This window comes from Aliihoeflea sp. 2WW (genome assembly GCF_000497755.1).
Taxonomy (GTDB): domain Bacteria; phylum Pseudomonadota; class Alphaproteobacteria; order Rhizobiales; family Rhizobiaceae; genus Aliihoeflea.
Genome location: NZ_AYOD01000035.1, coordinates 391,033 through 405,350, shown reverse-complemented (window position 1 = coordinate 405,350; position 14,318 = coordinate 391,033). Strand labels below are relative to the sequence as shown.

At 66.9% G+C, this 14,318-nt stretch carries 16 protein-coding genes and 1 tRNA gene; 1 reads left to right on the top strand and 16 read right to left on the bottom strand.

Annotated elements, in window-relative coordinates; all coding sequences use genetic code 11:
- Nucleotides 1-26 precede the first annotated feature (26 nt).
- From ALII_RS0116090 to ALII_RS0116075, 4 genes are all read right to left on the bottom strand, one after another.
- Nucleotides 27-239, bottom strand: a complete 213-nt coding sequence (locus tag ALII_RS0116090) for a Trm112 family protein (protein ID WP_024588258.1) — start codon at nucleotides 237-239, stop codon at nucleotides 27-29.
- Nucleotides 236-907 carry an LON peptidase substrate-binding domain-containing protein gene (locus ALII_RS0116085; protein WP_024588257.1) on the bottom strand — a complete coding sequence of 224 codons (672 nt, stop codon included), beginning with the start codon at nucleotides 905-907 and terminating at the stop codon, nucleotides 236-238. The genes ALII_RS0116090 and ALII_RS0116085 overlap by 4 nt, the downstream gene beginning before the upstream one ends.
- A 95-nt stretch (nucleotides 908-1,002) precedes the next feature.
- Nucleotides 1,003-1,920, bottom strand: coding sequence for a thioredoxin (gene trxA / locus ALII_RS0116080; protein WP_244437453.1), 918 nt, complete (start codon nucleotides 1,918-1,920; stop codon nucleotides 1,003-1,005).
- A gap of 83 nt (nucleotides 1,921-2,003) precedes the next feature.
- Entirely contained in the window at nucleotides 2,004-2,513 is a 510-nt protein-coding gene (locus tag ALII_RS0116075; RefSeq protein WP_024588255.1) for a prolyl-tRNA synthetase associated domain-containing protein, read from the bottom strand.
- A gap of 141 nt (nucleotides 2,514-2,654) precedes the next feature.
- Between ALII_RS0116075 and ALII_RS0116070 the strand changes: the two genes are divergently transcribed.
- Nucleotides 2,655-2,729 (top strand) — tRNA-Gly (locus ALII_RS0116070).
- Between the two features lie 52 nt (nucleotides 2,730-2,781).
- Here ALII_RS0116070 and ALII_RS0116065 read toward each other — a convergent pair.
- The 12 genes from ALII_RS0116065 to ALII_RS0116010 form a co-directional block, all read right to left on the bottom strand.
- Nucleotides 2,782-3,132 carry a LysR family transcriptional regulator gene (locus tag ALII_RS0116065; RefSeq protein WP_024588254.1) on the bottom strand — a complete coding sequence of 117 codons (351 nt, stop codon included), beginning with the start codon at nucleotides 3,130-3,132 and terminating at the stop codon, nucleotides 2,782-2,784.
- A 3-nt stretch (nucleotides 3,133-3,135) separates the two neighbouring features.
- Nucleotides 3,136-4,212 (bottom strand): molybdenum ABC transporter ATP-binding protein, encoded by a 1,077-nt coding sequence (gene modC / locus ALII_RS0116060; RefSeq protein ID WP_024588253.1) that lies wholly within the window; start codon nucleotides 4,210-4,212, stop codon nucleotides 3,136-3,138.
- On the bottom strand, nucleotides 4,209-4,910 hold the full coding sequence (gene modB, locus ALII_RS0116055; RefSeq protein ID WP_024588252.1) for a molybdate ABC transporter permease subunit: 702 nt from the start codon (nucleotides 4,908-4,910) through the stop codon (nucleotides 4,209-4,211). Before modB ends, modC begins: the two co-directional genes overlap by 4 nt.
- A 6-nt stretch (nucleotides 4,911-4,916) precedes the next feature.
- Nucleotides 4,917-5,681, bottom strand: a complete 765-nt coding sequence (gene modA, locus ALII_RS0116050) for a molybdate ABC transporter substrate-binding protein (RefSeq protein WP_024588251.1) — start codon at nucleotides 5,679-5,681, stop codon at nucleotides 4,917-4,919.
- 105 nt (nucleotides 5,682-5,786) lie between these two features.
- The gene (locus tag ALII_RS0116045) at nucleotides 5,787-7,226 is read right to left on the bottom strand and encodes a GTP-binding protein (protein ID WP_051375923.1); all 1,440 of its coding nucleotides are present in this window, start codon (nucleotides 7,224-7,226) and stop codon (nucleotides 5,787-5,789) included.
- Nucleotides 7,227-7,228: 2 nt separating this feature from the next.
- Nucleotides 7,229-8,182: a sulfate adenylyltransferase subunit CysD gene (gene cysD, locus ALII_RS0116040; RefSeq protein ID WP_024588250.1), complete on the bottom strand. Its 954-nt coding sequence runs from the start codon at nucleotides 8,180-8,182 to the stop codon at nucleotides 7,229-7,231.
- Nucleotides 8,179-8,949 carry a phosphoadenylyl-sulfate reductase gene (locus ALII_RS0116035; RefSeq protein WP_024588249.1) on the bottom strand — a complete coding sequence of 257 codons (771 nt, stop codon included), beginning with the start codon at nucleotides 8,947-8,949 and terminating at the stop codon, nucleotides 8,179-8,181. Before ALII_RS0116035 ends, cysD begins: the two co-directional genes overlap by 4 nt.
- A 111-nt stretch (nucleotides 8,950-9,060) precedes the next feature.
- Nucleotides 9,061-10,101: a sulfate/molybdate ABC transporter ATP-binding protein gene (locus ALII_RS0116030; RefSeq protein WP_024588248.1), complete on the bottom strand. Its 1,041-nt coding sequence runs from the start codon at nucleotides 10,099-10,101 to the stop codon at nucleotides 9,061-9,063.
- A 14-nt stretch (nucleotides 10,102-10,115) separates the two neighbouring features.
- On the bottom strand, nucleotides 10,116-11,006 hold the full coding sequence (gene cysW, locus ALII_RS0116025; RefSeq protein ID WP_051375922.1) for a sulfate ABC transporter permease subunit CysW: 891 nt from the start codon (nucleotides 11,004-11,006) through the stop codon (nucleotides 10,116-10,118).
- On the bottom strand, nucleotides 10,996-11,859 hold the full coding sequence (cysT, locus tag ALII_RS0116020) for a sulfate ABC transporter permease subunit CysT (protein WP_024588246.1): 864 nt from the start codon (nucleotides 11,857-11,859) through the stop codon (nucleotides 10,996-10,998). Before cysT ends, cysW begins: the two co-directional genes overlap by 11 nt.
- A 3-nt stretch (nucleotides 11,860-11,862) precedes the next feature.
- Nucleotides 11,863-12,882, bottom strand: coding sequence for a sulfate ABC transporter substrate-binding protein (locus ALII_RS0116015; RefSeq protein WP_024588245.1), 1,020 nt, complete (start codon nucleotides 12,880-12,882; stop codon nucleotides 11,863-11,865).
- Between the two features lie 136 nt (nucleotides 12,883-13,018).
- Entirely contained in the window at nucleotides 13,019-14,317 is a 1,299-nt protein-coding gene (locus ALII_RS0116010) for an MmgE/PrpD family protein (RefSeq protein WP_024588244.1), read from the bottom strand.
- Nucleotide 14,318: the final 1 nt, after the last annotated feature.

Genomic DNA, 14,318 nt, shown 5'->3' with positions numbered 1-14,318 from the left:
AGGCCGATTTCGACCCCCGCCGGAAATCAGCGCCGTTCGTCGTCTTCGAGCGCCCGCGCCTCCGATGGCAGCATGACCGCGATGCCGTCGCGGATCGGATAGGCAAGCCGCGCATGGCGCGAGACGAGCTCCTGCCGCGCCTCGTCATATTCCAGGCCGCCCTTGGTCAGCGGGCAGACCAGAAGCTCCAGCAGCTTCGGATCGGTGAGGCGGCTGCGGACGGGGGGATGGGTCGTCACTGGAGGCTCCCGCCGCCCAGATCCCCGTCGCGGGCGAGCGCCATCTCGGTGATCGCGATCAGCGTCTCGGCGCGGGTCTTGAGATCCGGCGCTTCGAGCAGCGCCTGCTTTTCCGCCGCGCCATAAGGCGCCATCATCGACAGCGCGTTGACCAGCGACCGGTTTTCGGCCCGCCGGATCGAATCCCAGTCCGCCTCGAGGTCGTTCGCCTGCAGATAGGCCTGGAAAGCGCGCAGCAGCGCGGGACGGTCGAGTTCGCTCGTGTCCGACGCCTCGTCGAGATCGGCGACGAAGGGCAGGATGCGGCACTGCCGGTAGGCGGTCTTGACATGCGCCTCGTGGTCGAGCCGAAAGCGGCAGACGCCCTGGAGCGAGATCAGATAGCGGCCGTCCCCCGTCTCGGCGAAGGATGTCAGCCGGCCAAGGCAGCCGACCTCGCAAAGCTGCGGCTCTCCATCCTCGCGCAGGCTGCCGTCGAGCGCGGGCTGGATCATGCCGACGAGGCGGCTCTTGGACAGGATCGCGTCGATCATCGCCAGATAGCGCGGCTCGAAGATGTTGAGCGGCATGCGCCCGCCCGGCAGGAGCAGTGCGCCGGCGAGCGGAAACACCGGCACCATCTCCGGTATGTCCCTCGCGCTGCGATAACGTGCGTTTCCCGCCTGCACGGCTGCTCCCTCATTGGCCCGGGCCGGTTCCACTCGGCCGGTTCCGCTTCCACGATTTATGTGGTGCAGCGGCGGTGAACCTCAAGGCCGGAGGATCAGGAGAAGAGCACGGAGGAGAGCTTGCGCCGCGCGGCAAGCGTCGCCGGGTCGGTCATGCCCCAGGCCTCGAAGAACTTGAGGAGCTGCGCCCGCGCGCCGTCCTCGCGCCATTCCCGGTCGGCCTTGACGATGGCGAGGAGCGATTCGGTCGCTGCCGCCCGGTCGCCGCGCGCGTTCTGGATCAAGGCGAGGTCGAAGCGCGCCTCGTGGTCCGCCGGATCGGCGGCGAGGCGGCGTTCGAGCGCTGCCGGATCGCCGAGCCCGGCGACCTGCGCGTCGAGATCGAGCCGCGCCTTGACGGCGAGCATGTCGGCATGGCCGGCCTTGTCGGCGGGAACCTGTTCGAGCACCGACAGCGCATCGTCCTTCTGGCCGGCGTCGAGGAGAAGCGTCGCGAGCGCGGCGCTGGCCTGCGGATGGCCGGGCTCCTCGGCGAGGACGGCCGAATAGATGCCGACAGCGCCCTGCAGATCGCCCGCCGCGCGCGCCTCGCCGGCCGCCGCCAGCGCATCCTCGATCGCCGCGCCGGCATTGCCCGGGCCGGCCACCTTGTCGATGAACTCGACGATCTTGCTTTCCGGCACCGCGCCCATGAAGCCATCGACCGGCTGGCCGTCCTTGAAGGCGATGACGGCGGGGATCGACTGGATGCCGAGCTGCCCGGCGATGGAGGGGTGGTCGTCGATGTTCATCTTGACGAGCTTGACCCGTCCCTTGGCGGCCGCGACGACCTTTTCCAGCGCCGGCTGGAGCTGCTTGCAAGGCCCGCACCATGGCGCCCAGAAATCGACGAGAACGGGCTGCTTGCGCGATTCCTGCACGACGTCGGCGCCGAAGCTTGCGGTCGTCGTGTCCTTGATCAACCCGTCCGCCGGCGCGGCTTGGGCGCCGACGAGACCGGCGCCCCCTTCCATGGAGGCGGCGAAGTCGGGCTGTGCGGGATCGCGGTGCATGGGAACTGTCCTTTCAAGATAAGCGTGCGCGGCGCGGCGTGTCGTCAATGTGGCGAAACGGCCGAAACATTCAAGATCAGCGGCTCATGTCCGGCGGCGCGCAGGAATTTGACGAGGTCGTCGGCGCGGATCGAGGTGGTGGCGGTGTTGACCAGCGGATGGGCGTTGATCGTCTCATGCGCCATCAGCGCGGCATCGAGGACGAAGGTGACGTTGCCGCCCGCATCGTTGATCGCTCCGAAGGCCGTCACCGCGCCGGGAATGACGCCGAGATACTCCATCAGCTTCTCCGGCTTGCCGAACGAAACGCGCGACGACGCGCCGATGACGTGGTGGACCTGTTTCAGGTCGACCTCGGCCGTCTCCTCGACCGTCAGGAGAAAGAAGCGATCCTTCTTGTCCTTGAGGAAGAGGTTCTTCGTATGCCCGCCCGCGATCTGCCCGCGCAGCGACTGCGATTCATCGACGGTGAAGAGCGGCGGATGCTCGACGGTCTCGACCGGAATGCCGAGTTCGGCAAGCATGTTGAAGAGGTCGTCCTGTGTCTTCGGCATGGGTGCTCGCAAGGGGAGTTCGAGATGCGTCCTCATAGTCGGCGAGGCTCCGTTGCGAAAGCTGGTTCGGCGATATTTCCCTGTTGCAATCACAATCGAGTTCGGCCATATAAGCCCCGTTCCCGGCGATGCCGGGTGCGAGCGGGTGTAGCTCAGGGGTAGAGCACAACCTTGCCAAGGTTGGGGTCGAGCGTTCGAATCGCTTCACCCGCTCCAGTTATCCCCACCGAAAAGCCGCGGTTCTCCGCGGCTTTCGTGTTTTCAAGGCTCAGTTTTCGTCGATTTCCCGCGCGAGTGCGTCCAGATGCGCCTGCGCGGCGCTCGATGCTGCGCGCTCGATGGCGCGGTAGCGGGTGACGAGGGCAAGGCCGAGCGGGGTGAGTTCGGCGCCGCCGCCACCGGAACCGCCCTTTTGCGCAAGGATGACCGGCCGGCCGAAAAGCTGGGTCAGTTCCTCGACCAGCGACCACGCCTGGCGGTAGGACATCTTCATCTCGCGCGCGCCGGCCGAGATCGAGCCCGTGGCCGCGATGTGCTCCAGAAGCGCGATCTTCCCCGGCCCGATCCGACCTTTCGGCGGCAGGTCGATGCGCAGGCTGAGGCGCGGCGGTTCCAGCATGGCTCAGCTCTCCTTCAGGCGAACGGTCTTGACGATGGCGTGGACGGCCATGCCCTCGGCCAGATCGAGCCGGGCGGCCGAATGACGGGTGATGCGGGCGGTGAGACGGTCGCCATTGCAATCGAGATCGACCAGAAGGTCATGCGCATGCGCGGGTCGCAGCCCAACGACGCGGCCCGCAAAGACGTTGAGTGCGCTGATGCCTTCGGGCGGCTGCGTGGCGAGAAGGATGTCGGAGGCGCGCACGAAGATCGGCACACGGTCGCCGGGCCTGTGGGTGGAGGGCGGCAGGTGCCACAGGCCCGCGGGCGAGCGGAAGAGCGACAGGCCGCTTGCCGCGTCGAGGCGTTCGAAGTCCAGCACCAGACGCGAGCCGCCTTCGTCTCCGGCAGCACCCGGCAGAAGGTCGAGCCCGGCAAGGACGTCGCGCGCCGGGCCCGTCGCGCTGACGCGGCCGCGATCGAGCACGACGATATCGGTGGCGAGCCGGGCGACCTCGGCGACGGAATGGCTGACATAGACGATCGGCACGCGCGCTTCATCGCGCAGACGCTCGATGAAAGGCAGGATTTCCGCCTTGCGGGCGTCGTCGAGCGAGGCGAGCGGCTCGTCCATCAGGATCAGGCGCGGACTGGCAATGAGCGCGCGTCCGATGGCGACGCGCTGCTTCTCCCCGCCGGAAAGCCTGGCCGGCTTGCGGTCGAGCAGGTGCCCGATGCCGAGAAGATCGACCGCCTCGGAAAAATCGCCGTAGCGCTCGGCCTGCGGCACGAAGCGACGGCCATAGACGAGGTTCTGGCGCACGGTGAGGTGCGGGAAGAGGCGGGCATCCTGGAAGACGTAGCCGATGCGGCGCTTGTGCGGCGGCAGGAACGTGCCCGTTCCGGTGTCGACCAGCACACGGTCATCCGTCGATATCCGGCCCGAATCGGGTCGCACCAGCCCGCCGATCATGTTGACGACGGACGTCTTGCCCGACCCGGACGGGCCGAAGAGGGCGGTCAGGCCACCGGCCGAGCGGAACGCGATGTCGAGCGCGAAATCGCCCATGGTGTGGCGCAGCGCGACGTCGAGGCTCATGCGCCCTCCATCCGGCGCGACACGCGGCGCGCCAGGATTTCGCTGGCGACGAGCGCGGACATGGCGACGGCGATGGCGATGAGCGTCAGGCGCATCGCGCCGGTGCCGCCGCCGGGAACCTGCGTGAATGTGTAGATGGCGGACGGCAAGGTCTGCGTCTGGCCGGGAATGTTGGAGACGAAGGTGATCGTCGCGCCGAACTCGCCCATCGCCTTGGCGAAGGCGAGGATGGTGCCGGCGATGATGCCGGGCAGCGCGAGCGGCAGGGTGATCGTGGCGAAGACGAAGGCCGGATGGGCGCCGAGCGTGCCGGCCGCCTGTTCGAGCTTTGGGTCCACCGCCTCGATGGAGAGCCGGATCGCCCGCACCATCAGAGGAAATGCCATGATGGCGCCGGCCAGCGCGGCGCCGGTCCAGCGAAACGAGAAGACGAGGCCGAACACCGTTTCGAAGAACTGGCCGAGCGGCCCGCGACGGCCGAATGCGAGCAGCAGGAGATAGCCGGTGACGACGGGCGGCAGGATCAGCGGCAGATGGACGAGGCCGTTGAGCAGCGCCTTGCCGGGGAAGGACCATCGGGCGAGCGCATAGGCGACGAGGATGCCGAAGGGCAGGCTGAAAACGGTCGCCCAGGTCGAGACCCAGATCGACAGGCGCACAGCGGTCCATTCGTCAGGTGAAAGCTGCAGCCACTCCATTCCCGGTCAGTCGCCGGCGAGGACGGTAAAGCCCTGTTCCTCGAAGATGCCCCGCGCTTCATCGCCCTGTAGATAATCGAGGAAGGCGGCGGCGTCGGGATTGGCGCTCGCGACCGTCAGCGCGGCGGGATAGATGATCGGGTCATGACTGTCTTCGGGGAAGGTCCCGACGACGCGCACGCCGGGCTCGGCCGTCGCGTCGGTCTGGTAGACGATGCCGAGCGGCGCTTCGCCGAGCGCGACGAGTTGGAGCGCGGCGCGGACGTTCTCGGCTTGCGCGACCTTGTCGGCCACGTCGTCCCAGACGCCAAGCGTTTCGAGCGCGGCCTTGCCGTAGCGGCCGGCGGGAACGGCGTCGATATTGGCCATGGCAAGTCGTCCATCGCCGAGCGCGCCGGCAAGGTCGAACCCGGGCGCGATGGAAAGCTCGACCGAGGAGTCTGTCGGTGCGACGAGGACAATGCGATTGCCGAGAAGGCGGCGCTCGCTTGCCGTGTCGATGAGGTCGCGATCGGCGAGATAGGCCATCCAGTCGAGATCTGCGGAGATGAACAGATCGGCCGGCGCGCCTTCCTCGATCTGCCTGGCAAGCGCGGAACTGCCGGCGTAGGAAACCGTGGCTTGCCTGCCCTCTTCCTGCGACCAAGACTCACTGATCGCGTCGAGAGCGGTCTTGAGGCTGGCGGCGGCAAAGACAGTGACCGGTTCCTGCCCGCGCGCCGGCAAAGCGACGCACAGGGAAATCGCAATGGCCGCAAGAAATCTGCGCATCTGAAACCTCCCACCGCAATGGCGATGGTGTCAGATGAACATAACGTATCGCTTCGTGCAAGGCATCGAGGAGCCGAGGGCGACGGTCGATATGTCCGGACCGGCTCAGCGGTCCGGAATGATCTCGATTTCCGAGCGCCGCGCCTTGACGGCCGGCAAGCCGAGGATGAACTCTGCGAGATCGTGCGGCAGCGACAAAGTAACGTGTTCCTTGCCGTCGCTTTCGGTCTCGGCGAGATCGGCGATCATGCCGCCGGCGACCGTGTTGTTGGTCTTCGGGCTGATCAGAATGAAGGCGCCGGTGTCGCGGCAATCGGAAAAACGGTCGAAGATTGCATCTTCCGCAAAGTGCAGGCGGACCCGGCCAATGGCATTGACGGGCAGCGCGGTCGATTTCGTCCAGCGTCCGGCGCCGAGATCGTAAGCCTCGTCGATGGACACGCGGACGCGCTTCATCCGGCCGGCAGCCTTGAGCCAGAGGCGCGCGCCATCCTTCAGGCCGTCCGTTTGCAGCGTGACCAATGTCGCCGTGAAATCGCGGCCGGTGAGCGGCGTGGCATCCGCAGCCGTCAGCACGTCCCCCCGCGCGGCGTCGACCTTCCGGTCGAAGACGAGGGTGACGGCAGCGCCGGCTTCGGCGCGTTCCACGTCCCCGTCGAAGGTGACGATGCGCGCAACCGAGACCGTCTGACCCGACGGCGCGACCACGACGCGGTCGCCGACAGCGACAGAGCCGGCCGCGACCGTGCCCTGATAGCCGCGAAAGGTTTCGCCCGGGCGCGAGACACGCTGGATCGGCATGCGGAAGGACAGGCCCGAAAGCTGCGCCGTCGGGGCCGTCTCCAGAGCTTCGATCAATGTCGGGCCGGAATACCAGCCGAGATTTTCACGCGCCGACGTGACGATGTTCTCACCCTTGAGCGCGGAAAGGGGGATTGCGGTGATCGCCATCTCGCCGAGCCGGGCGGCATAGGCGCGAAATTCGAGTTCGATATCGTCGAAGACAGCGCGATCGTAGCCGACGAGGTCGATCTTGTTGACCGCAAGCACCACCTGCCGGATGCCCATCAGATGGACGATGGCGGCATGGCGGCGCGTCTGTTCGAGAAGGCCGGCGCGCGCGTCGACCAGAAGCACCGCGAGGTCCGCCGTCGAGGCACCGGTCGCCATGTTGCGCGTGTATTGCTCATGGCCGGGCGTGTCGGCCACGATGAAGGCGCGCCTCGGCGTCTGGAAATAGCGGTAGGCGACGTCGATCGTAATGCCCTGTTCCTGCTCGGCCTTGAGCCCGTCAAGGAGCAGGCCGAAATCGGGCAGTGACAGATCGTTCTGCTTCGAGCCTTTGGCGATCAACGCCGCGCGGTGATCCTCGGCGACGGATTTGGTGTCCCACAGCAGGCGGCCGATCAGCGTCGACTTGCCGTCGTCGACGCTGCCGCAGACGAGAAAGCGCAGCCGGCGGCCGTCTTCATGATCGGTGGCGACGGGCTCGCCGTCACGCTCGAACTCGGATTCGAGCGGCAGGATTTCGGCGTCGAGGCTCATGGTCAGAAATATCCTTCGAGCTTCTTCTTTTCCATCGATCCCGCCTCGTCGCGGTCGATGGCGCGGCCCTGGCGCTCGGAAACGGTTGCGGTGGTGATCTCGTCGATGATGTCGTCGATGGTCTCGGCTTCGGAGAAGATGCCGCCGGAAAGCGCGAAGCAGCCGAGGGTGCGGAAGCGGATCGAGCCTTCCTGGCGCACCTCGCCGGGCCAGAGTTCCAGGCGCTCGTCCTCGGCGAGGATGATCATGCCATCGCGCAGCACGAAGGGCCGGCGTTTGGCGAAATAGAGATTGACGATCGGGATTTCCTCGGCCTTGATGTACTGCCAGACGTCGAGCTCGGTCCAGTTGGAGAGCGGGAAGACACGGACGCTTTCGCCGCGCGCGATGCGGCCATTGTAGAGGTTCCACAATTCGGGCCGCTGGTTGCGCGCGTCCCAGCGATGGTCGGGTGAGCGGAAGGAGAAGATGCGTTCCTTGGAGCGCGAGGCGTCCTCGTCGCGCCGCGCACCGCCGAAGGCTGCGTCGTAACGGCCGGCATCGAGCGCCTGGCGCAGCGCCTCGGTCTTCATGACGTCGGTGAAGTAGGAAGAGCCGTGCTTGAACGGGCTCAGCCCCTCGGCCGCGCCACGCGGATTGGTATGGACGTTGAGGTCGAGGCCGAGGTCGCGCGCGGTCTGGTCGCGAAAGGCGATCATCTGCGAGAACTTCCAGCCCGTATCGACATGGAGCAGGGGAAAGGGGATCGGTTCGGGCCAGAAGGCCTTGCGCGCGACATGCAGCAGGACGGACGAATCCTTGCCGACCGAATAGAGCATCACCGGCCGCTCGAACTCTGCCGCGACCTCGCGGAAGATATGGATCGCTTCGTTCTCGAGGGCCTGGAGATGCGGCGAAAGGCGGCTGGAGTGGCTGTTGTCGTCGGTGGTCTGGAGGCGGGCTGCTGCTGCGGTCATGTTGCGGGCACTTGCACTTTCGGGGAGGAGATCGGGGTGATCGGCGAGGCGGCTTCCTTGACGTGGAGCCCGCATTCGCGGGTCTGGTCCTGTTCCCACCACCATCGGCCGGCGCGTTCGGGCTCGCCGGACTTGATCGCGCGGGTGCACGGCTCGCAGCCGATCGAGGGATAGCCGCGCGCGTGGAGCGGGTTGAGCGGCACGTCATGGCGCGCCGCATAGGCATTGATCGCGTCGAGCGTGACGTCCGCGAGCGGATTGACCTTGAGAAGGCCGCGCTGCGCGTCCCATTCGACGAGCGGCGTTTCCGCGCGCGCGCCGGACTGTCCGCGCCGCACGCCGGTGATCCAGATTTCAGCCCGATCGAGGGCCAGCGAAAGCGGGCGCAGTTTGCGGATGTCGCAGCAGGCGTGACGCGCCTCGACGCTGTCGTAGAAGCCGTTGAGGCCGTAGCGCGCGGTGTAGGTCTCGATGTCGATGGGTGCCGGGCGGTAGCGCTCGATGGCAAGGGCGAAGCGGCGCTCGGTCTCGTCGATCAGCGCGCGTGTCTCGTCGAACAGGCGGCCGGTGTCGAGCGTGACGATCTCGATCGAGCCCGCCGTACCGGAACGCGCGATGGCCGCCGTAATGATTTGGTCCTCGATGCCGAGCGAGGTCGTGAACACCTTGCGGCCGGCAAAGCGCGCCACGCGTTGAAGCCTCGCTTCCAGATCGAGGGAGCTGAGTTCGTCGGCGAGGGCGGCAATGGCGGCAGGTGCGTGCGTCATGCCTGCAAAGATGCGGGATCGGGCCGCGCCGCGACAGGAAACGGGCTCTCATTTTGCCGCGGATGCGAGCAAATTCGAACCCGTTTCGCCGCCAGCGCGCAATTGCCGGCCTCAATGGGCGGGGAAGAGCTTCCATGCGCGCGGCCTGAACGCGATGCGCGTGCCCTCCGCGACCGGGCTGTCGGCCGGCAATTCGATCTCGACCCGGTGGCCGGGGCCGCCAACGGCAAGCTCGATGCGCCGGCGCGCCTCGACGCGGCGCGTGGCGGTGACGGTGCCCGCGATGCAGCCGCCGCAGCCTTCCAGCACGTCGATGTCGTGCGGGCGGAAATAGAGCTCGGCCGGACCGGCTGGCGCATTGTGCGCCTCGAGGCCGATGGTCCGGTCCTCCAGCCACACCTGCCCGTCCTCGACACGCACCGGCAGCCGGCTCGATTCGCCGATGAAGCCGTAGACGAAGGGCGAGTTCGGCGTGTCGTAGATGTCGTCGGCCGAGCCGACCTGCTCGATCCGGCCGCGGCTCATGACGACGACACGGTCGGCAAGTTCCAGCGCTTCCTCCTGGTCGTGCGTGACGAAGACGGTGGTGTGGCCGGTGCGGTCGTGGATCTCGCGCAGCCAGCGGCGCAGATCGCGGCGCACCTGCGCGTCGAGGGCGCCGAAGGGTTCGTCGAGGAGCAGCACCTTCGGCTCGATGGCGAGCGCGCGGGCGAGCGCGACGCGCTGGCGCTGGCCGCCGGAGAGCTGGTTGGGGAAGCGCTTCTCGAGGCCCGAAAGCTGGACGAGGTCGAGCAGTTCGAGCGCGCGGCGGCGGATTTCCGATTTCGGCGGACGGGTGGCAGCGGGCCGCACCTTCAGCCCGAAGCCGATATTGTCGAGGACGTTCATGTGCCGGAAAAGCGCGTAGTGCTGGAAGACGAAGCCGACATTGCGCTCCTGCACGCTCTTGCGAGAGGCGTCCTCGTCGCCGAAATGGATCGCCCCGCCGGTCGGGAAGTCGAGCCCGGCGATGAGGCGCAGGAGCGTCGTCTTGCCGGAGCCGGATGGTCCCAGAAGCGCGATCAGTTCGCCGGAGCGGATGTCGAGCGAGACGTTGTCGAGCGCATGGAAGCCCGAGAAGGTCTTGTCGATGGAGTTGACGCGAAGTTCCATTGAGGGATTCCCGATTAATGTCCGCGCAGGCCGTCGCCGCGACCGTAGACGCGTTCGAGAACGGCTTTGAGGACGAGCGTGACGAGGGCGAGGACGGCAAGGAGCGAGGCGACCGCGAAGGCGGCGACGAAATTGTACTCGTTGTAGAGAATCTCGACCTGCAGCGGCATGGTGACGGTCTCGCCGCGCAGCCGGCCGGAGACGACCGACACGGCGCCGAACTCGCCCATGGCACGGGCGTTGCAGAGGAGAACGCCGTAGAGCAGGCCCCATTTGATGTTGGGCAGCGTGACCAGCCGGAAGGCCTGCCAGCCCGACGCGCCGAGCGAGATCGCAGCCTCCTCGTCGCCGGTGCCCTGGTCCTGCATCAGCGGGATCAGTTCGCGGGCGATGAACGGGAAGGTGACGAAGATCGTCGCCAGCACCACGCCCGGAACGGCAAAGAGGATCTGCAGCCCGTAGGAGTTGAGGAGCGGGCCGAAATAGCTCTGCGCATTGAAGAGCAGCACGTAGACGAGGCCGGCGATCACCGGCGAGACCGAGAAGGGCAGGTCGATGAGCGTGATGAGGAACGCCTTGCCCTTGAACTCGAACTTGGCGATTGCCCACGCGGCCGCGACGCCGAAGACGAGATTGGCCGGCACGGCGATGGCCGCGACGAGCAGCGTCAGCCTGATCGCGGCGAGCGCATCCGGCTCGACGATGGAGGCGAGCGCCACCTGCCAGCCGCGCCGCAGCGCCTCGGCGAAGACGGCGACGAGCGGCATGAAGAGAACCAGCGCCAGAAAGGCGACGGCGATCGAGATCAGCACCCATTTCGCCGCCGGGCTCTCGCCGGTCGGATCGCGAAAGGGCGTCTCGGGGGTGGCTGCGAACGAGCCCTGCAAGGCCAGACTATCCGCCATAACCGAACCTCCTGCGGCTCCAGGCCTGGATGAGATTGATGGTGAGGAGCACCACGAAGGCGAGCACCAGCATGATCGCGCCGATGGCGGTCGCGGCCGGATAGTTGAATTCCTCCAGCCGGATGACGATCAGCAGGGGTGCGATCTCCGAGACGAACGGGATGTTGCCCGCGATGAACAGCACCGAGCCGTATTCGCCGACGGCGCGGCCGAAGGCGAGGGCGAAGCCGGTGAGGATCGCCGGCAGGAGGCCCGGAAGAATGACCCGCCAGACCGTCTGGAACCGGTTGGCGCCGAGCGTCGCGGCGGCTTCCTCGACCTCGCGGCTGATCTCCTCCATCACCGGCTGGACGGTGCGCACGACGAAGGGCAGGCCGATGAAGATCAGCGCGATCACGATGCCGGTCGGCGTATAGGCGATGCGGATGTCATAGGGCTGAAGCCACTGCCCGACCCAGCCATTCGGCGCGTAGATGGCGGTGAGCGCGATGCCCGCCACCGCCGTCGGCAGCGCGAAGGGCAGGTCGACCGCCGCATCGATCAGCCGCCGGCCGGGGAAACGGTAGCGCACCAGCACCCAGGCGACGATGACGCCGAAGACGACATTGACGCTCGCCGCGAAAGCCGACGTCCAGAACGAGGTTCGCAGCGCGGCGACGACGCGCGGGTCGGTCGCCAGCCGCCAGAACTCGGTCCAGCCGAGCGACGCCGATTTCCAGCCCAGCCCCGCGAGCGGGATCAGGATCAGGAGTGAGAGATAGAAGATGGTGAAACCGAATGTGATCCCGAAACCCGGGATCACGCTCGGCTCCTTCCAGCGCCAGCGCGCCGGCGCTGAAAGCACCGCACTCATCGATCAGCGACCCGGCAGGTAGATCTGGTCGAAGACGCCGCCGTCGCCGAAGAAGCGCGGCTGCGCCTCCCGCCATCCGCCGAGATCGTCGATGGTGACGAGTTCGAGATCGGGAAAGCGCTCCAGTTCGGCCGGTTCCACCACGTCCGGTTTTGCCGGGCGGTAGAAGTTGCGCGCCGCGATGTTCTGGCCGACATCCGAATAGAGATATTCGAGATAGGCGGTCGCGACCTCGCGGGTGCCCTTGGCGTCGACATTGGCGTCGACCACCGCCACCGGGGGCTCGGCGAGGATCGAGAGAGACGGGACGACGATGTCGAACTGGTCGGGCCCGAGCTCCTCGATGGCGAGGAAGGCCTCGTTCTCCCAAGCGAGCAGCACGTCGCCGATCCCGCGCTGGACGAAGGTCGTGGTCGAGCCCCGCGCGGCGCCGTCGAGGACAGGCACGTGCTTGAAGAGTTCGGTGACGTATTCGGTCGCCTTCGCTTCATCGCCGCCATGTTCCTTCAGTGCCCATGCCCAGGCGGCAAGGAAGTTCCAGCGCGCGCCACCCGAGGATTTCGGATTGGGCGTGATGACCTCGACACCCTCGCCGACGAGATCGCCCCAATCGGTCAGGTTCTTCGGATTGCCCTTGCGCACCAGGAAAACGATGGTCGAGGTGTAGGGCGCGTTGTTGTTGTCGAGCGTGCCGCGCCAGTCTTCGCGGATCTTGCCGGTATTCGACACGATGGCGTCGATATCGGCTTCGAGCGCCAGCGTGACGACGTCCGCCTCGAGCCCGTCGATGACGGTGCGCGCCTGGCTGCCCGAGCCGCCATGCGTGGTCTGGATGTTGACCGTTTCCCCTTTTTCCCCCTGCCAATGCTCGGCAAAGGCCGCATTGAACTCACGGTAGAGTTCGCGCGTCGGATCGTAGGAGACGTTGATGATGGTCTGTTGCGCATAGGCGAAACCCAATCCGCCAAATTGCACCGATGCGGCCAGAGCCGCCGTGAAGAGAAGATGTCTTCGCGTGAACATGTCGACTGCCTCCGTTGACAGCCCCAATCCTACGCATGTCGCCGCCCAGCGGAACGCAGCCCGCGACCAAACTTGGCGGGCTTTGCGAATGGTCGTTCCAAATTGCGGCGGAATGACGCAAAAAGCGCGCCGGAGTTCAGGCGCGTGCGAAGACGTCCTTGAAAGTCGAGACAGGCGCGTTGCGGTCGGCAAGGCCGTAGATCTCGTCTATCAGGCCGTGTGCGGCGCCGGCATCGAAATCGGCGAGGCCCAGAAGCTCCACCGCCTTGACCGTCAGTTCTTCGCGGTCGAGCGGATTTTCCGGATCGCCCTTGCAGGCCTCGCGGCGCTCCTCGAGCCAGACGTCGCCGACGCGCGCCTTGACGCTTGCTCCCCAGGCCGCCGGATAGGCGGCTTCGATCGCCGGGTCGACGTCGAGCGACGTGATGGCGCGCAACTCGCGCGCAGCGGCGCGGTGATCGCCGTCGAAGGACGATGTCGTGACGGCGCCGGCTCGGATCGCCTCGGCGACGCAGTGCTGGAGCGAGAATTTTGCGCCATAGGGCTCGGTCGGGTCCGGCCGGTCGCACACGTCGAGCGCAGCGCGATAGGTTTCGACGCGGATCTCATCGGGCATCGCGCCGTCGAGACGCGCATTGAGCGCCAGCGCGGCGTCGATGGCCGGATGCGTATGGCGGCAGCAGGGCCATGGCTTGATCGAGGTCTGGACGAGTTCCCACGGGCCGTCCGCATCGGCCAGCACGGCATCGGGAACAGGGTCCGGGCAGAGTGCCGCGAAGAAGCCCTTCTCGCCTTCCAGGATCGTGTCGGCGCCGGTGAAGCCTTCGCGTGCCAGAAGCGCGGCGATGACGCCGGATTCGGCCGCCCGCGCCGTGTGAAGGTGCTTGCTCATCGCCCCCGCCGACAAGAATTCCCAGACGCCGCCCGATTGCGTGCCGGCATTGCCGAGCGCCCAGACGGCCTCATCTTCGGAAAGGTCAAGAAGATGGGCAGCCGCCATCGCCGCGCCGAACGTGCCGCAGGTCGCGGTGTTATGCCAGACGCGGTAATGCGCCTTGCCGACCGCATTGCCGACCCGGCAGCAGGCCTCGTATCCGTGAAGCACCGAAATCAGGAAGTCCCGGCCGCTCGCCAGCAGCGTCTCCGCCAGGGCGGCAGCGGCGGGCACGACGACGGTGCCCGGATGGGTGACGGACGTACGATGAAGGTCGTCGAGTTCGAGAATGTGCGCCAGGCCGCCGAAATAGAAGGCGCGCCGGCCGGCATCGGGCGTCGACCACGATGACAGCGTCGCGATCGCCTTGGCAGGCGCGGTGTCGCGCGCGGCGAGGGCGCAGGCGAGCGTGTCCACGACGAAGCCGGCGGCGCGTTCGAGGTCGGCGTCGGTGACGGGCTTGCTGCGGATCAGCCGGACGAGTTCGCGGGTCAGCGTCATG